Origin of the sequence: Sphingobium sp. B1D7B, from assembly GCF_025961965.1 — a bacterium.
In the GTDB taxonomy this organism is placed as follows: Bacteria; Pseudomonadota; Alphaproteobacteria; order Sphingomonadales; family Sphingomonadaceae; genus Sphingobium.
The window spans coordinates 696,629-714,672 of record NZ_JAOQOR010000001.1 but is presented as its reverse complement, the minus strand read 5'-3'; the positions used below and the strand labels follow the sequence as shown (position 1 = coordinate 714,672).

17 protein-coding genes are annotated in these 18,044 nt (G+C 66.9%); 13 read left to right on the top strand and 4 right to left on the bottom strand.

Annotated features, from left to right (window positions below):
• The first annotated feature begins 57 nt into the window (after nt 1-57).
• The 5 genes from M2336_RS03335 to M2336_RS03315 are packed head-to-tail and all read left to right on the top strand — an operon-like array spanning nt 58 to nt 5,395.
• Nucleotides 58-1,071 (top strand): Mrp/NBP35 family ATP-binding protein, encoded by a 1,014-nt coding sequence (locus M2336_RS03335; RefSeq protein WP_319801486.1) that lies wholly within the window; start codon nt 58-60, stop codon nt 1,069-1,071.
• A 20-nt stretch (nt 1,072-1,091) separates the two neighbouring features.
• Nucleotides 1,092-3,371 (top strand): xanthine dehydrogenase family protein molybdopterin-binding subunit, encoded by a 2,280-nt coding sequence (locus tag M2336_RS03330; protein WP_264574942.1) that lies wholly within the window; start codon nt 1,092-1,094, stop codon nt 3,369-3,371.
• Nucleotides 3,368-4,390, top strand: coding sequence for a ferrochelatase (hemH, locus tag M2336_RS03325; protein WP_264573968.1), 1,023 nt, complete (start codon nt 3,368-3,370; stop codon nt 4,388-4,390). The genes M2336_RS03330 and hemH overlap by 4 nt, the downstream gene beginning before the upstream one ends.
• 34 nt (nt 4,391-4,424) lie before the next feature.
• Nucleotides 4,425-5,147 (top strand): acetoacetyl-CoA reductase, encoded by a 723-nt coding sequence (gene phbB / locus M2336_RS03320; protein WP_181561125.1) that lies wholly within the window; start codon nt 4,425-4,427, stop codon nt 5,145-5,147.
• A gap of 8 nt (nt 5,148-5,155) precedes the next feature.
• On the top strand, nt 5,156-5,395 hold the full coding sequence (locus M2336_RS03315; protein ID WP_264573967.1) for a ribbon-helix-helix domain-containing protein: 240 nt from the start codon (nt 5,156-5,158) through the stop codon (nt 5,393-5,395).
• Between the two features lie 28 nt (nt 5,396-5,423).
• Here the strand turns inward: M2336_RS03315 and M2336_RS03310 are convergent, their stop codons facing one another.
• A complete protein-coding gene (locus M2336_RS03310) occupies nt 5,424-6,434 on the bottom strand; it encodes an adenosine kinase (protein ID WP_264573966.1) in 1,011 nt (336 codons plus the stop codon).
• A gap of 129 nt (nt 6,435-6,563) precedes the next feature.
• Between M2336_RS03310 and M2336_RS03305 the strand changes: the two genes are divergently transcribed.
• The 3 genes from M2336_RS03305 to rnk all read left to right on the top strand — a co-directional run bounded on the left by M2336_RS03305 (nt 6,564) and on the right by rnk (nt 8,239).
• The gene (locus M2336_RS03305; RefSeq protein WP_264573965.1) at nt 6,564-7,229 is read left to right on the top strand and encodes an EI24 domain-containing protein; all 666 of its coding nucleotides are present in this window, start codon (nt 6,564-6,566) and stop codon (nt 7,227-7,229) included.
• A gap of 4 nt (nt 7,230-7,233) precedes the next feature.
• Nucleotides 7,234-7,599, top strand: a complete 366-nt coding sequence (locus tag M2336_RS03300; protein ID WP_264571685.1) for a hypothetical protein — start codon at nt 7,234-7,236, stop codon at nt 7,597-7,599.
• 241 nt (nt 7,600-7,840) lie between these two features.
• Nucleotides 7,841-8,239 (top strand): nucleoside diphosphate kinase regulator, encoded by a 399-nt coding sequence (gene rnk / locus M2336_RS03295; RefSeq protein WP_264571686.1) that lies wholly within the window; start codon nt 7,841-7,843, stop codon nt 8,237-8,239.
• A gap of 44 nt (nt 8,240-8,283) precedes the next feature.
• Here the strand turns inward: rnk and M2336_RS03290 are convergent, their stop codons facing one another.
• The gene (locus M2336_RS03290; RefSeq protein ID WP_264592554.1) at nt 8,284-9,888 is read right to left on the bottom strand and encodes a S1C family serine protease; all 1,605 of its coding nucleotides are present in this window, start codon (nt 9,886-9,888) and stop codon (nt 8,284-8,286) included.
• 199 nt (nt 9,889-10,087) lie between these two features.
• Here M2336_RS03290 and ada point away from each other — a divergent pair, with 199 nt between their 5' ends.
• Together ada and M2336_RS03280 are read left to right on the top strand one after the other, a co-directional pair.
• Nucleotides 10,088-11,131: a bifunctional DNA-binding transcriptional regulator/O6-methylguanine-DNA methyltransferase Ada gene (ada, locus tag M2336_RS03285; protein WP_264592553.1), complete on the top strand. Its 1,044-nt coding sequence runs from the start codon at nt 10,088-10,090 to the stop codon at nt 11,129-11,131.
• A gap of 705 nt (nt 11,132-11,836) precedes the next feature.
• A complete protein-coding gene (locus M2336_RS03280; protein ID WP_264592552.1) occupies nt 11,837-12,403 on the top strand; it encodes an LPXTG cell wall anchor domain-containing protein in 567 nt (188 codons plus the stop codon).
• 78 nt (nt 12,404-12,481) lie between these two features.
• On the opposite strand, the gene M2336_RS03275 is transcribed toward M2336_RS03280, so the two are convergent.
• Entirely contained in the window at nt 12,482-14,650 is a 2,169-nt protein-coding gene (locus tag M2336_RS03275) for a primosomal protein N' (protein ID WP_264592551.1), read from the bottom strand.
• Between the two features lie 144 nt (nt 14,651-14,794).
• Here M2336_RS03275 and fsa point away from each other — a divergent pair, with 144 nt between their 5' ends.
• The gene (gene fsa / locus M2336_RS03270; protein WP_181561134.1) at nt 14,795-15,448 is read left to right on the top strand and encodes a fructose-6-phosphate aldolase; all 654 of its coding nucleotides are present in this window, start codon (nt 14,795-14,797) and stop codon (nt 15,446-15,448) included.
• A gap of 81 nt (nt 15,449-15,529) precedes the next feature.
• Here the strand turns inward: fsa and M2336_RS03265 are convergent, their stop codons facing one another.
• Complete coding sequence (locus M2336_RS03265) at nt 15,530-16,744, bottom strand: penicillin-binding protein activator (RefSeq protein WP_413716175.1); 1,215 nt, start codon at nt 16,742-16,744, stop codon at nt 15,530-15,532.
• A gap of 10 nt (nt 16,745-16,754) precedes the next feature.
• Here M2336_RS03265 and rsmI point away from each other — a divergent pair, with 10 nt between their 5' ends.
• The gene (rsmI, locus tag M2336_RS03260) at nt 16,755-17,591 is read left to right on the top strand and encodes a 16S rRNA (cytidine(1402)-2'-O)-methyltransferase (RefSeq protein WP_264573960.1); all 837 of its coding nucleotides are present in this window, start codon (nt 16,755-16,757) and stop codon (nt 17,589-17,591) included.
• Nucleotides 17,588-17,962 (top strand): YraN family protein, encoded by a 375-nt coding sequence (locus tag M2336_RS03255; protein ID WP_264571693.1) that lies wholly within the window; start codon nt 17,588-17,590, stop codon nt 17,960-17,962. Before rsmI ends, M2336_RS03255 begins: the two co-directional genes overlap by 4 nt.
• The last annotated feature ends 82 nt before the right edge of the window (nt 17,963-18,044 follow it).

The window sequence follows — 18,044 nt, the reverse complement described above, 5'->3', positions numbered from 1 at the left end:
CGCGTATTCGGGCGCTCTTCGATTCACAAAACAGTCGGCATGTTCTAGAGCGCCCGCATGACTGACTCTCCGATCGATGATGCGTCCGCCCTTCCTCCCGCTCTCACCGCCCGGATCGAAGGCCTGGCAGCGGGCCGCGCCGGGGGACTTCGCATGCGCGACAATGTCCTCAGCCTGGTGCTGGATGTGAGCGGAATGGACGCAGAGCAGCGTGATTCCCTTGCTGCGCAACTCGTTGCCGCGGGGACCAGCGAATTCGGTCTGGAGGATGTCCGGGTCGCGATGACGGCGGAACGCGCCGCGCGCCCCACGATCATCGCGGTGGGGTCGGGCAAGGGCGGGGTCGGCAAGTCGACGCTCTCGGTCAACCTCGCCGTCGCCCTCAAGGCGCTCGGCAAGCGTGTCGGCATGGTGGATGCGGACATTTATGGCCCCTCTCTGCCCCGCCTGCTGGACAGCGAGGATGCCAAACCCAAGGCGGAAGGCAACCGCCTGTTTCCGGTGCAGAACGCCTATGGCATCCCGATGCTGTCCATGGGGCATCTGGCCAAAAAGGGGCAGGCGATTGCCTGGCGTGGGCCGATGGCCGGCAATGCACTCGGGCAATTGCTGGATGCGGACTGGCAGGGCATCGACCTTCTGGTGGTCGATTTGCCGCCGGGCACAGGCGACGTGCAACTTACCATGATCCAGCGCTACAAGCCGGCCGGGGCGGTGATCATCTCCACGCCGCAGGATCTGGCGTTGATCGACGCGACGCGCGCGGTGAGCTTCTTCGATCAGGCGAAGGTGCCGGTCATCGGCATGGTGGAGAATATGGCGGGCTATGTCTGTCCGCATTGCGGGGAGGTGTCCGATCCGTTCGGGTCCGGCGGAGCAGAAGCGAGCGCCGCGCAAATGGGCTTGCCGTTCCTCGGGCGCGTGCCGCTGGATATCGCCGTCCGCACCGCATCGGATGCCGGCAAACCGCCCGCCGCGGATGAGGGCGTGGCCGGTCAGCCATTCCGCGCCATTGCCGAGCGCGTCGCCCGCTGGCTCGATCGAAACGGGTCGGGCGCCACGGCCGGTTGATGCGGACGCCGCGCAACAGGATGGGCAGCAGCGGCGGCGCAGAGAAGTCCGGCAAGGGGCTGCGTTCATCCATCAACCGCCGAACGCTTCTGATCGGGGCGGCGGCGGGCGGCGGACTGGCTCTGGCCTGGGGGCTCTGGCCCCGCGATTATACGCAGACGGCTGACACGACGGAGAGCGAGACCGCGTTCGGCGCGTTCCTGAAGATCGACCGGAACGGGCAGGTCATCGTCATGGTGCCGCAAGCGGAGCTGGGGCAGGGAGTCTTCACGCTGTTCGCGCAACTCGTTGCGGATGAACTCGGCGCTGACTGGCGCACCGTCGCGGTCCAGCCCGCCCCGCCCGGACCGCTTTACGCCAATCCCACGCTCCTGCGGCAATGGTTCTCCGGACCGGTCACCGAGCAGTTCGGGGATCTCAGCGATCGGGCGATCGAGGAATATGCGCGTCGGTATAATCTGGTCCTGACGGGCGGGGCGACCTCGGTTGCCAATTTCCGCGACGCCTTGCGCGAGGCCGGTGCAACCGCGCGGGTGCTGCTCTGCATGGCGGCGGCCGATCGCTGGGGCGTCGGCTGGGAAAGCTGCGACATTGTCGCGGGGATTGTCAGCGATGGGACGAACAAGGCGCGGATCGGCGCGCTGGCCGAGGAGGCCGCCGCTTTCACGCCGCCCGAGCCGCTGCCCTTCCGGCCAGAAGGGCGCGAGGATGCCTTGATCGGCACCGAAGCGCCCCGGTTGGATGTGCCGGCGAAGATCGACGGATCGGCCAATTACGCGGCCGACATTCGGTTGCCGGACATGATCTATGCCTCGATTCGGCAGGGGCCAGTCAACGCCATCGCGCTCGAATCGATCAACGAGGCGGCGGCGCGCGCGGTGCCCGGCATGATCGACATCGTGCAGGAGGCAGGCTGGGTCGCGGTGACCGGCCGCACCTGGTGGGCGGCGAATCAGGCGCTGAGCCGGCTCGATCCCGTGTTCCGGCTCGATGGGCCGGAGTTGGACGACGCAGCCATTGATACCGCGCTGGAAGCGGCGTTCGAGAGCGGTCAGGGCGGGCGCTATTTCCGCCGGGGTGATCTGGAGCCGGTCTTTGCCGGTGCGCAGGTCGTCAGCGCCGTCTACGATGTGGCGCCGGCGCTGCATCTCGCGCTCGAACCCATGGCGGCGACGGCGCGCGTACGGCCGGAGGGCGTGGAGCTGTGGATGCCCACCCAGGCCCCGACGCTGGCTCGCGATGCCGTGGCCAAGGCGCTGAGTGTGTCAGCCCGCGACGTCACCATTTATCCCCTGTTAGCGGGCGGCTCTTTCGGGCTCAAGATGGAGGTCGATGCCGGAGTCCAGGCAGCGCTCATCGCCCGTGCCGCCAATGCGCCGGTGCAACTCATGTGGTCCCGCGCGGAGGACATCATCCGCGATTATCCGCGGCCGCCGGCCCGCGCGCGGATGGTTGCCAAGCTGGGGCCGACCGGTCTGATCGAGGGCTGGTCCGCGAAGGTTGCGGCACCCGCCACGCTGGCCCAGCAGTGGCGACGGATCGCGCATGGCCGCACTCGGGAGGAGGCGCGGGCCGACACGGCAGGCAAGGCCGATGCACTGGCTGTCTCCGGTATGGACCTGCCCTATGCGATTCCCAATTTCGCCGTGGATCATTTCCCCTCCGACCTCGCGCTGGCGACGGGCCGCTGGCGAGGCAATGCGGACAGCTATGGCTGCTTCTTTTCCGAGAGCTTCATCGACGAGCTGGCGGTGGTCTCGCAGGTCGAGCCGCTTTCCTTCCGGATGCAGTTGCTCGGCAACAATCCCCGTCTGGCGCAATGCCTCACCGCCGTCACCGCGCTTGGCGATTGGCAGGGCGGCGTGCCGGGCAGCGGCCAGGGCATCGCCTGCCACAGCATGGCTGGCGGCCACATCGCGGTGCTGGTGGAGGCCGGCTTGTCGCAGGGACGGGTCGCGGTGAAGAAAATCTGCGCGGTCGCCGATTGCGGGAAGCTGATCAATCCGGGGATCGCCCGTCAGCAGATCGAAGGGGGGCTGATCTTCGGCCTCGCCATGGCGCTCGGTGGCGCGCCGGCCTATGCCGGATCGTTGCCAGCCGGTCTGCAGCTTGGCGATTATGCCCTGCCGCGCATGGCGGATGTGGGGGAGGTGAGCGTGGAATTCATCGACAGCAGCGCGGCCCAGTCCGGCCTTGGGGAAATCGGCGTGCCGGCGGTTGCGCCAGCGCTCGCCAGTGCGTTGGCGACGGTCACGGGGCGACGTTACCGTCGCTTGCCGGTCATGGGAGAGGATGGATGAACGAATCGCAGGTGACGGGCAGCGCTATCGGCGCTCAAGGGGGCCGGGTGGCCGTGCTGGTCGTCAATCTCGGTACCCCTGATGCGCCGACGCCGGCAGCGGTGAAGCGCTATCTGCGCGAGTTCCTGTCCGATCCCCGCGTCGTCGAGATTCCGCAGGCAGTCTGGCAGCCGATCTTGCGCGGTGTCGTGCTCAATGTGCGCCCGCGCAAGTCGGCGCATGCCTATCAGCAGGTGTGGACGGACGACGGCTCTCCGCTGGCGATGCACACGCGGGATACGGCGCGGGGCTTGCGGGTCATCTGGGGGGATGCGATCACGGTCGACTGGGCGATGCGCTATGGCGCGCCATCCATTGCCGACCGGCTGACCGCGCTGAAAGAGAGCGGCCATGAGCGCATTCTCATCGCGCCGCTCTATCCCCAATATTGCGGCGCCACTACCGCGAGCGTGATGGATGCGGTCGGCCAGGCGCTGAAAGCGATGCGATGGCAGCCCGCCATCCGCACCCTGCCGCCCTATTTCGACGATCCCGCCTATATCGAAGCATTGCGCGCCCGCACGCAAAGCCAGTTGGCGGCCCTGCCATTCGCGCCGGATCGCCTGCTGGTGAGCTTCCACGGCATGCCCAAGCGCACCCGCGAACTGGGCGATCCTTATTATGTGCAGTGCTTGGAGACGGCCCGTCGGCTCGGCGAGGCGCTCGGGCGTGAGATCATCGTCACCTTCCAGTCCCGCTTCGGGCCCGCCAAATGGCTGGAGCCGGCGACGGACACCGTGCTTGAGGGGCTGCCCGGCCAGGGCGTGCGCTCCGTGGCGGTGATGACGCCGGGCTTCTCGGCGGACTGTCTGGAGACGCTCGAGGAAATCGCCCTGCGCGGCAAGGAGAGCTTCGTCGCCGCGGGGGGCGAGCATTTCGCCTTTTTGCCCTGTCTTAACGCTCAGGCGGACGCTATTGCCATGTATCGGCAGCTTCTCGGGCGAGAACTTGCCGGCTGGGTGGAGCCGTCCAGCATTTGACCGAACCCTTGATGACGCGCAGGAGAGGCATTGAATGAGCAGAGTAGCGATCGTGACCGGCGGAACCCGCGGCATCGGCGAAGCAATCAGTCTGGCACTGCGCGAGAAGGGGTTTGAGGTCGCTGCCAACTATGCGGGCAATAGCGAGCGCGCCAAGGCCTTCACGGACAAGACCGGCATTCGGTCCTACGCGTGGGACGTGGGTGATCATCAGGCCTGCCTCGATGGCTGCGCCCAGGTCGCGTCCGACCTTGGTCCGATCGACGTTGTCGTGAACAACGCCGGCATCACGCGAGACGGCGTGCTCATGAAGATGAGCTTCGAGGACTGGAATGAGGTGATGCGCATCAACCTCGGCGGCTGCTTCAACATGGCCAAGGCCACCTTCCCCGGCATGCGCGAGCGGGGCTGGGGCCGCATCGTCAACATCGGCTCGATCAATGGGCAAGCCGGCCAATATGGCCAGGTGAACTATGCCGCCGCCAAGTCAGGCATCCACGGCTTCACCAAGGCGCTGGCTCAGGAAGGCGCCAAATATGGCGTCACCGTCAACGCGATCGCGCCGGGCTATATCGATACCGACATGGTCGCGGCCGTGCCGGCCGCAGTGCTGGAGAAGATCGTGGCGCGCATTCCCGTCGGGCGTCTGGGCCATGCGGAAGAAATCGCGCGCGGCGTGGCCTTCCTGTGCAGCGAGGATGCCGGGTTCGTGACCGGATCGACCCTGTCGATCAACGGCGGCCAGCACATGTATTGAGCCGGGCGGTGGAAGAGACGCCACCGCTTTATGCCGGCCCGGTCAAGCGCAGCATGACCATTGCCGGCCACACGACCTCGATCAGCCTGGAGCCTGTCTTCTGGCGGGCGCTGGAAGACAGCGCCCGCGCGGCAGACCTGCCGCTGAGCGCGCTCGTCGCCCGCATCGATGCCGAGCGGATTCTACAGAGCGAGCCGCCCAACCTCGCCAGCGCGATCCGGTGCTGGTTGCTGGTGCGGGCAGGATAGGCGCCGGTGTTCCAGCGCCTGCCAAGCCTCAGGCGAGCAGCGTGCCGGCCAGATCCTTGAGATCGGCCTCGGGCCGCGCGCCATAATGTGAGATGACCTCTGCAGCGGCGATGGCGCCGAGCGTGAGGCAGGTCGTCGGGTCCTGCCCACGCACATGGCCGGTCAGGAAGCCGGCGGCGAAGAGATCGCCCGCGCCGGTCGTGTCGATCACCCGCTCGACGGGCGCGGCTGCCACTTCATAGCGGGTGCCGTTCTGGATGGCGATGGCGCCCTTCTCGCTGCGAGTGACGATCAGCGTCGGCAGCTTGTCCGCAAAGCGCGCAATGGCCTCTTCGCAGTCCTGCGTTTGCGCCAGCGAGCAGATCTCGGTTTCGTTGGAGAAGAGGATGTCGATCATCCCGCCGTCGATCAGGCTGATGAAATCCTCGCGATGCCGCTCGATGACGAAGGCGTCGGACAGCGTGAAGGCCACCTCGCGGCCCGCCTCGCGCGCGGCGGCGATGGCATCGCGCATGGCGGCGCGGGGCTGCTCGGGGTCCCACAGATAGCCCTCAAGATAGAGGATGCGGGCCGAGCGGATCATGTCGAGATCGAGCGCGGCCGCGGGCAGGAACTGGGATGCGCCGAGGAAGGTGTTCATCGTGCGCTGAGCGTCGGGCGTCACCATGATGAGGCAGCGCGCGGTCGGCGGACCATCGCTCGCCACGTCTGTGTCATAGCGGATGCCCAGCGCGCGAATGTCGTGCGCGAAGATGCGGCCGAGCTGATCGTCGGCGACCTGGCCGATGAACCCGCATTTGCTGCCCAATGCGGCCATGCCGGCCAGCGTATTGGCTGCCGACCCGCCGGAAATCTCAAGGCCGCTCGCCATATCGGCATAGAGCGCCTCGGCCTGCTCGGCATCGATCAGCTGCATCCCGCCCTTGGTGAGCGCCCGGCTGGCGATGAAGGCATCGTTTTCCTGGGAAATCACATCGACAATGGCATTGCCGATGGCGACGACATCAAGAACAGCTTCGGACAAGAGGCATTCCTTCATGAAGGATGAGGCAGGGCGGGAGAAAGCCCGTCCTTATCCGCCTGATCTCGCCCCGGCAAGCAGCGTGGGGCAGGGCATGAGGAACGCCGGCCGCTTGACCGCCGCGCGTGCTCGGGCAAAACCTGTCCCATGGTGTTTCCCGCCTTGCTGCGCGCCCTCCCGCAAATCCTGTTGCCCGGCATTCGCGCGGTGCTCTGGCAGAGTCTCGCCATCACCGTGGCGATCTTTGCACTTATCGGCGCGGGCGTCTGGTTTGGATTGCGCCTGCTGCTGACCCGGACCGGCTGGCTGGATGCAGACGGTTTCGCCGGCGCAGCGCTCGCCGTCGCAATCGCGCTGGTCATCGGCTGGCTGCTGTTTCGCGCCGTGGCCATCGCCATCGTTGGACTCTATGCGGATCGCATCGTGGCGGTGGTCGAGCAGACGGACTATCCCACACGCCATGCGCAGGCGGCGGCCGTGCCTTTCGCCACTGGAATGCGGATCGCCTTGCGCTCGGCCGGCCGCGCGGTCGGCTGGAATCTGGCGGTGCTGCCGCTCTATGTAGCGCTGCTGGTCACAGGCGTCGGCGCGCCGATCCTGTTTCTCATCCTCAATGCCTATTTGCTCGGCCGCGATCTTGCCGAGCTGATCGAGGGCAGGCATCCGGGCCTCCCGGCATTCACGGCTGGCCAGCGCTGGCAGCTGGGCCTCGTTTCGGCGCTTCTATTCCTGCCACCCGTCGTGAACCTGTTGGCGCCGATCTGGAGCGTGGCTATGGCCGCGCACATGTTCCACGCGCGGCGGAAGACCTGAACAGATGCTCTTGCGCTTTGGCTTTCCCCTGCTTGCCCTGCTCCTCTCCGGCTGCGGCGCGTCGCTGGTCCCGCAGACTGGCGGCCAGGCGCCCGCGGTCGGCTATGCCCCTGCTAAGCGGCCCCAGCCGGGCGGCATCGTCGGGGCGGATGCGCGAGGCCTGCAACGGCTCTTCGGGGAGCCTCGGCTGGACATTCGCGATCCTGCAGTGCGCAAGCTGCAGTTCGCCAACGGCCAGTGCGTGCTGGATGCCTATCTTTATCCCCCGGCTGCGAATCGGGAGCCGGTCGTAACGCATGTCGATGCACGCAACAGCGCGGGCGATGACATGGACGCCGCTGCCTGCGCGGGCCTGCTCCGCAGGCGCTAGGATGGCGCGCCCGGGCGCATCGATTGACTTCCCGATCAGGCAATGACAGCTTGCAGGCATGACTGAGCATGTTGGCCAGCCTTGTTGCCTGTCGGGCAACCGATCTTATCGAGGTCAGATCCTCACGGGACGATAGCCCCGGGAGTCGGTGCGTCTCGCCCCGACTGTCGGGGTGAATTCGCGCATCTTGCCCAGCGTCCCCCCTAGGTGGCGCTGGCCCTCCATCTTGAAAGATCCATCCATGACCAGCACACAGGCGGGCCGCAGGCCGGCCATCCATATGATCGACACCGAAGCCGATCGCCTGACCGAACTGGCGCTCGGCGCCGAAGACCGGTTTCCCGAGGTCAGCGCCTTGTTGCTCGACGAAGTCGGGCGCGCGACAGTGAAGACCGCCAGCCAGATCGGCCCCGATGTTGTGAGGATGCAATCCACGGTGGCGTTCATCGACGAAGAAAGCGGCGCCGAACGGTCTGTCCAACTCGTCTATCCCGGCGAGGCGGACATCAATGCCGGGCGCGTCTCCATCCTCACCCTGATCGGCGCGGCGCTGATCGGCCTGCGCGAGGGTCAGTCGATCAACTGGCCGGATCGCAGCGGCAAGCGGCGGCGGCTGCGCATCCAGTCCGTCAGCCACTGAAGCGCCATGTGGGCAGGCCGGGCGTCGGGACAGGGCGTCGGGACTTAGGGCGCTGTGCCTGGTCCCGCCGTCTCCGGCACCTGCCGCTCGCAGTGATAGACGAGGCGCTCGTTCGGGCTGGATGGCAGCCGCGCCTCGATCTCGCCCTGAATCTGCATCAGCTTGGCGAGCCGCTCGGGGTCGCTCGAGCAGCTGGACCAGCCGATCTTGTCCCGCAGCGCGCGCATCTCGGCGGCGCTCTGTGCGCTCACGAGATAGTTATCGGTGCGATATCGGCCAATACCGGGGTCGAAGCGCCGCACCGAAACAGCGGCCTCGTCAGCCGGCACGAGGGCGCGGGACCAGCCGGTCGCTCCGTTCTGGAACTGGGTGCGCCCGTCAAGGCACCCCTGCTGCGTCCAAGTAAAGCTCAGGTCCGCCGTTTCCGAGACGGTGACTCGGCTCAGCCCCGGTTCGAGCCGGCATAGCCAGCGACCGCTTTCGGCCGACGCAGCGCCGTCCGTCTCGTTGCCGACCGCATTGCCGGCATCCGGCAGCGGCTCGGTCGGTGCGCCGGCGCTGTCGAAACTCGGTCGGAGCGCGAAGGTCAGCACTGCAGCCAGCAGCAGCACGCCTGCCGCCCCGCCAAAGCGCCGGGCGTGGCGGATGTTGCCGCGCGACTGGCCCAACACTGCCGCGCCACCAGTAAGAGCCGCAGCGGCGAGAAGCAGCGCGGCGATGGCAATCATGTTCTCCCGCCGGGCGATGACCTGCTGCTGGGCCTGCTCGCGCGCGGCGATGGCGCGCTCGCGGTCCTTCAGGGCGGCTTCGTTCTGCCGTCGCGCCGCCTCAGCCCGAGCGCGCTCGTCGGCGGCCTGTTGGGCCGCGTCGATTTCCGCCATGGATCGGCAGGTTTCGCTCGATCGGCGTACCTGAACATTGGCCTGCCGCAGAAAGCTCGCAATCTCGCGCGTCGATACCGCAAAACCATATTCAGCATCGCTGCCGTCCGAGAGCGAGCCAAAGCTGTTGATGCCGATGACGCGGCCGCAATCGTCCACTAGCGGCCCGCCACTGTTTCCCGCCGCCAGTGGGGCGGTGTGCAGCACGGTGTCGAACTGGCGGGAGGCGCGCCCTGCCGAGACATTGCCAGAGGTGCGCACGGCGCTCATGGGGCGGATGATATCCTCGATGCTCATGCCCTGCGCGCGATCGACCGAGCCGGGATAGCCAATGGCGGTCACTCGCGTGCCGTCTTCCACCGGGCCGGCCAGGAAGGTCGCTATGGGAATCGACGGCGCGTCATCAACGGCCAGCAAGGCCAGATCATTGCCCGGCGAATAGGCCAGGATGCGGCCGCCATAGCTGTTCGTGCCCTCGGAGGGGATGATGCCGATGACGATGTTGGACTCGCTGCGGGCGAGTTCGACGACATGGGCATTGGTGAGCACGCGGCCCGGCGCGATCATGACGCCGCTGCCATGACCGACGAAATAGGCATTCTGGCCGTCCGTTGCCACCAGCGCCACCCGCACGACGCTGCGCGAGGCGGCGGCGATGTCCTGCACATCTGCCCGTGCCGGCGTCAGGGCAAGAGGCAGCAGTAGCGCAAGGGCGAGGTGGAGGACCGCTTTGAAGGAACCGAACAGTCCGGTGCGAGGCTTGATCATGGGGAACCTTTAACGCGCCCTTCGAGCTCTCGACAGAGGTTTTCACGGTCCACGCGCTTTGAACGCAATTTACGGGAAGCTTACCCGCATTGCCGGTGAGACAAGGACCCGCGGCTGAGCCCGCGCCTTGCGTGAGCATGGCCGGCCCGCTTACATCGGATAGCCTCCGCTCGATTGCGGAAGAGATAGGAAAGTTGTTATGCGCGCCACCGCGCCGGCCATTGATGAAGAGACGGCATGGGCGGCCTTCGCGGCGCGCGACCGCCGCATGGACGGGCGTTTCGTCGTCGCGGTCAAGACGACCGGCATCTATTGTCGCCCGAGCTGCCCCGCACGCCGCCCCCGGCCGGAGCATGTCACGATCCTGCCCGATGGCGGCGCGGCACGAGCGGAGGGTTATCGGCCCTGCCTGCGCTGCCGGCCGGACGATGTCGCGCCGGATCGCGCTGCCGTCACGCAAGCGCTGGCGTTGCTGGAAGCTGGTGAGGTCATGCCGCCGCTGGCCGAGCTGGCACGCGCCGTCGGCTACACGCCCCACCATTTCCAGCGCCTGTTCAAGCGGGCCGTGGGGGTCTCGCCCGCGGCCTACTGGCGCGGTTTGCGGGCGAATCGGCTGACGCGCGCGCTCCACAAGACTGAAAGAATCACAGATGCGATCTACGATGCCGGCTATGAAGCACCCAGCCGCGCTTATGCCGATGCGCGGGCGCGACTTGGCATGACACCGTCCGCTTGGCGCAATGGCGGCGCGGACGTGACGATTCGCTTCACGGTCACGGCGACGTCTCTGGGCGACATGCTCGTTGCGGCGACCAACAAGGGCCTGTGCCGGATCAGCTTCGATGAGGAGGAAAGCGACCTGCGGCGGCATTTCCCGCGCGCGACGATCGTTGCTGGGGGTGCCGATTTTGCGGCATTGGTGGCGCAGGTCGTGGCTTTGGTGGATGATCCCTCACGCGCGGTCGATCTGCCGGTCGATGTCGCCGGTACGGCATTTCAACAAGCGGTATGGGCGGCCTTACGGGCGATCCCCATCGGTGAAACGCGCACCTACACGCAGATCGCAGCAGCGGTCGGCAAGCCGGCTGCCGTCCGCGCGGCGGGGTCGGCCTGTGGCGATAACAAGCTGGCGGTGCTCATTCCCTGCCACCGGGTTCTTCGCAGCGATGGCGGATTGGGCGGTTATGCCTATGGGACGGATCGCAAGACGGTCCTGCTGGAGAAGGAAAAACGGCAGAAGTAGGACTTTACTGCGGGAACATGAGGATAGCGTCGGCCCCCAATAGACCAGTGGCGAAAAAACCACGAAAACTCATTACCTTACGCGCCGGCCGCCAAGTAAATTTTCCATTCAACTTGTCGCCATTGCCTAACAACTGGCCGGATTCAGCCGGGGGACACGAAACCAGCAGACATGTTCGGCGGTTTTTCCCTCACTATGACACGTAACCATGAAACCCCTCGTACAGCGCTGACCGCGATTGCCGCCGTCTTGGCGCTTGGCTCCACCTCGGCTCTGGCGCAGGAGGCCGGAACCGCTCCACCCGCGGTCGATCCCGCAGGTAGCGAGATCGTGATTCCGGATGCGCAGCGTGCGCCTACGGCGGTCCCGCTCCCGACAACCGCGCCGCCGCTGACGACCGTGGCTCCGATCGTCACGCAGAGCCCGGCAGCGCCTTCATCTAGCGCCTTAACCGCTGCGCCCATTGTTGCTCCGGAGGCTACAACCGCCCGTACTGCCGAAAGCCCTCCCCAGGCGCGTCAGGCCGCTCCGGCTTCCGCGGAGACCGCGTCAGCACCTGCAGAGCGTACATCCAGTGCCGGCGCGATATCGACGCGTCCGACTGCGGGGCGTGAACCGGCTCCGCAGCCGGCCGCCAGCGATATTGTTGCACCGGCCGAAGCCCAACCCCAGGCGGTTGAGACAGCCCCCGCGACTACGGCGCCGATGGTCAGTGAGACGCCGCAACCCGCGCCGCTTGAAACCACCGGTGAGTTTGCTTCCAGCGATAACACCGCGATCATCATCGGCGGTGCTGGTGCGCTCGTGCTTCTCGGGGCTGGCTTCATGGCCTTCCGTCGCCGCAAGACCTATGATCGTGAGATCGAAGCAGATGCGATGGAGCGGGAGGTGATCCGTGAGCCCGTCGTCATGCCGAAGCAGGATAGGGTCGTGAACCCAGCCTATGCACCTGCTGTTGCGGCGCGTGCCCCGATGGATTCTTCTGCCCCGCTCATGCAGCGCTCCACTGTCGTCCGCGAGGGCGATCTGGAACAACAGGTGGCCTCGGCGCCGTCGCGGGAGAACCCGTTTCTCACCCGCAAGAATCGTCTGCGTCGCGCCAACTTCCTGATGCGCCATGGCGCACTGCCTGAGGCTGCGCCGGCAACGGTGGACCGCCAGACTGCGGACGCGGCAGCGCCCGCAACCCAGCCGCAAGCCCCTGCGCGTCAGACGGTTTATAGCTTCGGCGGGACGACCGTCCGCCCGACCCAAAAGCCGCGCACGACCTGATCTCCATCGGTCAATAGATTCAGATGCAGCCGCTCTTCCTAACGAGGAGCGGCTGTTTCATTACAGCGCCGTTCGCAATCAGACGAAGCTGTAGGGATCGATATCCACGCTCACCCGCGTCGTAGACTTCCAATCGATCTGGCCCAGCCATTTGCGGACGATGGCCTGCAAATCCACCCCGCGCCGCGCGTGGACGAGCAATCGGAACCGGTGTCGACCGCGCAGCACGGCTAGAGGCGCTTCGGCTGGCCCGTAAACGTCCAGACCATCCTGATGGGGCGCGATCTTCCCGATTCGCTGGGCCGTCTCCCGGGCCAGTGCTCCGTCGGTATCGCTGACGATGATTGCCGCGAAGCGCCCGAAGGGCGGCGCATTGGCGATCCGTCGGCTTTCCGTCTCCATCGCATAGAAGCGCGCGCCATCGCCATCGAGCAAGGCGCGGATCACCGGCGCCTCCGCAGCGCGGGTCTGGATGAAGACCCGTCCAGGCTTCTCGCCACGCCCCGCGCGCCCCGAGACCTGCATGATCTGCTGATAGGTGCGCTCAGCGGCACGCAGGTCGCCGCCATCCAGCCCAAGATCGGCATCGACCACGCCGACCAGCGTGAGTTCGGGGAAGTGGTAGCCCTTGGTGACCAGTTGCGTGCCGATGATGATATCCACGGCCCCGCCCGCCACGTCCCGCACAAAGGCAGCAGCCCGAGCCGGAGACCATAAGGTGTCGGAGGTGACGATGGCGGTGCGTGCCTGCGGGAAGAGCAGCTTCACCTCGTCCGCGATGCGCTCGACGCCGGGGCCGCAGGCGACCAGTGCATCGCTTTCATGGCATTCCGGGCAGGCGTCGGGCGTGGGGATGCTGTGGCCGCAATGATGGCAGGCGAGGCGCCGGGTCAGGCGATGCTCGACCATCCAGGCGGTGCAGTGCGGGCACTGGAAGCGATGGCCGCAATGGCGGCAGAGCGTGAGCGGGGCATAGCCGCGCCGGTTGAGGAACAGCAAGGATTGCTCGCCGCGCTCCAGCGTCTCCGCCATGGCCTTGACCAGCGGCGGCGCGAGCCATCGCCCGCGGTCGGGCGGGTCGCGCGTCAGGTCGAGGCCGATGATCTCCGGCAGTTCGGCGCCGCCAAACCGGCTAGGCAGGGCAATCTCTTCATAGCGGCCCAGCGCGACCTGATGGCGCGTCTCGATGGCCGGCGTCGCCGAGGCGAGGATGATCGGGCAGCTCTCGAACATGCCGCGCATCACCGCGACGTCCCGCGCATGGTAGCGCACGCCTTCTTCCTGCTTGAAGCTGGTCTCATGAGCCTCGTCCACGATGATGAGGCCGAGCTTTGGGTAAGGCAGGAACAGCGCCGAGCGCGCGCCCACCACCACCTGCGCCTCGCCGCGTGAGATCGCCCGCCAGGCGCGACGCCGGTCGGATTGCTTGAGGCCGGAATGCCAGGGCACCGGCTCACAGCCAAAGCGGGCGGTGAACCGGTCGAGAAACGGCTCAGTCAGCGCGATCTCGGGGAGCAGCACCAGCGCCTGCTTGCCCTGCCGCAGAGTCTCGGCCAGCGCCTCGAAATACACCTCCGTCTTGCCCGATCCGGTGACGCCATCGAGCAGCACGGTCTGGAAGGCATGGGCGCGAACATGCTCTGTCAGCCTGTCGGCCGCGGCCTGCTGGTCGGCGCTGAGCGTGACGGTCACGAAGTCGGGGTCCGGATCGGGATAGGGTTGATCGGTGGAGACTTCGACAGCCTCCAGCGCGCCCTGCTTCACCAGCCCGCGAATCACAGCGTCGCTCACCTCGCCAAGGGCGGCGAGTTCACGCACGAGCCCCTGTCGCTCGCCGATGCGTTCCAGCGCCTGCGCGCGCTGGGGCGTCAGCCGATCCGGCACGGCGCCGGTTGGACGATATTCCACCACTGTCTTCTCGCCATCCAGCGCGGACATGGAGGCGAGCGCCATGCGCAGCACGGCAGCGGGCGGGGCAAGGTAATAATCAGCCGTCCACTCGATGAGGCGGCGTAGCGAGGCAGGCAAGGGCGGCGCATCCAGCACGCCGGAAATCGGGCGCAGACGATTGTCGCCGACCGGCGCGACCTCCGGGAAGCGATCCGCTTCCCACACCACGCCGATCATCGGGCGCGGACCCAAAGGCGCGACCACGATCTGCCCCGGCTCCACGCTCATGCCATGCGGCACCCGGTAATCGAGCGGGCCGAGCGCGGCGTTGAGCAGAATGATCCGGGCGCGGGTCATGCCCCGGCCTTAGAGACTGTCTGGCTCGGAGGAAATGGCATCGTCGCTCTGCCTTGGCCCGTCCCGCGGCAGGCGGGCCTTACATCCGGGGGCGTGCGGCGCTATAGGCGGCGCCAATCTCTCCACAACCGGGAACCTCTGGCCATGAAATTCTTCGTCGATACCGCCGACACTGCCGACATTCGCGAGCTTGCCGCCACTGGCCTGCTAGACGGCGTGACGACCAATCCCAGCCTCATCCACAAATCGGGCCGCAAGTTCCTCGAGGTGGTGGAAGAAATCTGCGGGCTGGTCGATGGTCCCGTCTCGGCGGAAGTCGTGGCGCTCGATCATGAGACGATGATGAAGGAAGCCGCCGTGCTCCGGAAGATCGCCGAGAATGTCTGCATCAAGGTGCCGCTCACCATCGATGGCCTCAAGACCTGCAAGGCGCTCACGCAGGATGGCTGCCAGGTCAATGTGACCCTGTGCTTCTCGGCCAATCAGGCCCTACTGGCCGCCAAGGCCGGCGCGACGTTCATCTCGCCCTTCGTCGGGAGGCACGATGACAATGGCTTCGACGGCATGCGGCTGATCGAGGACATCCGGCTGATCTACGACAATTACGCCTTCGAGACGGAAATTCTCGCGGCTTCGCTGCGTCACCCCATCCATGTGCTCGAATGCGCGAAGATCGGTGCGGACGTGATTACGGCGCCGCCAGCGGTCATCAAGTCGCTGGTCAACCATGTGCTGACCGACAAGGGCCTCGCCGCTTTCGCTTCGGACTGGGAGAAGACGGGTCAGTCGATCCTCTGAGTCCTACGGCAGTCCAAAAAGAAGGGCCGCTGTCTCCCGGGAGGCAGCGGCCCTTTTCTTTGGCTCAAAGGACGGCGCGATCTACCGCCCAAAACCCTTCGGCGCGGCATCAACCACGGTCGATCCACTGGCGCCGACCTGCTGGACTTCCAGTGCGCGCTCGGCGATCCCGTCCCTGCCGAAGCGGAAGGCGCCGTCGATGCCGGCGAAGCCCTCGGCGTCGCGTAGCCGCGCCGCCGGGAAGGCGCTCCCGGGCTTCCAGTCCTGCGCGATCCGCACGGTGAGCAGCACCGAATCATAACCGAGCGACGCGAGGCGGTAGGGTGCCGTGCCGTAGGACGAGCGATATTTGGTCGCGAGCGTGCGATAAAGACCATCCGAGACGCCCGCATACCAGGCACCGCGCAGCGCCGTGCTGGCGGAAAGACCGGATTCGGTCGCCCATAGCTCGGTGCCGAGAATGCGCGCGTCCTTGGCGCCGGCGGTGCGCACCAGCGGCGCGGCCTGCAACGCGATGCGACCGACATCTGCGATCAGCAGCGCATCATAGCTGGAACTGGCGGACAGGCGCTGGACCGCCGACTGCACCGAATTCGCCGAGCGATCGAATGTCTCCATCGCCACGACCGTGCCGCCGGCGGCTTTCACCTCGCTGAGGAACGCCTTGCCGGCCCGCTCGCCATATACGCCACGCGGCACGAGCGCCGCGAAATCGCTGAGGCCCCGCGCCCTCGCAAAGCGCACGACGCGCGAGACCGATTGCTCCGGGCTGTAGCCGAGCAGATAGACGCCGTTGCCAGCGACGCTCTCGTCATTGGAATAGCTCAGCACCGGAATGTTGGCGGCGCGCGCAATCGGCGCGACGGCCCGCACCTCGTCCGCCGTCAGCGGGCCGAGGATGAGCTTGTTGCCCTCCGCCACGGCCTTGCGCGCCGCCTCGGCCGGGTTGCGCCCGGTATCATAGGTGGTGACGCGCAGCCGCTCGGTCTTGGTATCCAGCAACGCCATGGTGGTGGCATTGGCCAGCGAGCGCCCGACGCCGGCATTTGTGCCACTCATCGGCACGAGCAGGGCAATGCGGTGCCGCTCCGTATCGGTCGGCAGGCCCTGCGTCACATCCGGCTGCTGTGTCTTGGGCGGCGGAGCAGGCTGCTGCGCCGGCGGCACCACGCGCGTACAGGCCGCCAGCAGCATGGCGCCGATCAGCACAATGCCCTGCAGAATGCGACGGGGCGTCGGGGTGCCTCCAGCCGCGATGTCGAACCTCACTTGCCCCGCAAGGCTCCTCTCTGCCATGGCACACCTCATGTCCGCTTCACTTGAGCCTGGCCTATATATCGTTGCGGGACCGATCGGCAACTTGTCCGACCTCTCGCCCCGCGCTGCCGCCGTGCTGCAGGGTGCGGACGTGGTGGCCGTGGAGGACAGCCGCGTGAGCGCCAAATTGCTGCGCCATGCCGGGTCCGACCGGCCCATGATTCCCTACCATGACCACAGCGATGAGCGGGTTCGCGCCCGTCTGGTCGAGCGCATGGCGAGCGAAGCGGTGGCGCTGCTCTCGGACGCAGGAACGCCGCTCATCTCCGATCCGGGATACAAGCTGGTGCGAGACGCCCGTGCGGCGGGCCGATCCGTGAATACGGTGCCCGGTCCCTGCGCGGCCATTGCGGCGATCACGCTCTCCGGCCTCCCCAGTGACCGTTTTCTGTTCATGGGCTTCCTGCCCCCAAAGACGAAGGCCCGCACTGATACGCTGATGGAAGTGGTGGCGCTCCGTGCGACGCTGGTTTTCTACGAGAGCGGGCCGCGCTGCGCGGCATCGCTGGCGGACATGGCGGCCGTGCTCGGCGATCGTCCGGCCGCGCTCTGTCGAGAGATCAGCAAGGCCTATGAGGAAAGCTTGACCGGCACGCTGACCGAGCTCTCGGCGGCCTGCGCGCAGAAGGAGCCGCGGGGCGAGATTGTGCTGGTGGTCGGCCCGCCGGGAGAGCGCGCCGCGCCGGAAGCCGACGAGATCGATGCGGCGCTGCGCGAGGCGCTGGAGCGGCTGACCGTCTCACAGGCGGCGGGTGAGGTCGCCCGCGCATTGGGGGCGGACCGCAAGGCGCTCTACGCGCGCGCCATGGAACTCAAGGGAAAGTGAAAGGCAGTCCGCCCACGCCGGCGCGGCTTGCGGCCGAGAAGCGGGGCCGGCAGGGCGAGCGGATCGCGGGCTGGTGGTTGCGGCTCAAGGGCTGGACCATTCTTGCGCGGCGGGTGCGTACCCGCGCCGGGGAGATCGACCTGATTGCCCGGCGCGGCAAGATCGTCGCCTTTGTCGAAGTGAAGACGCGGGCCAGCGAGGCGCTGCTCGATGAGGCCATCGACGAGCGGCGGCTGGCGCGCGTTGCGGCGGCGGCGGAAGCGGTCGCCCATAACTGGCTGGGGCCGGATGATGACATGCGCATCGACGTGATGCTGCTTGCGCCGGGTCATCGGCCACGCCATCTGGAAAATGTCTGGCACGGCGGCTAGCGCCTGCGGTCCCGATTGCGTCGCGTGTCAGGGTCTCGGTTCAGAACAAGAACAGGGCTTGAAGCAGCCCGAACGGTGGAAG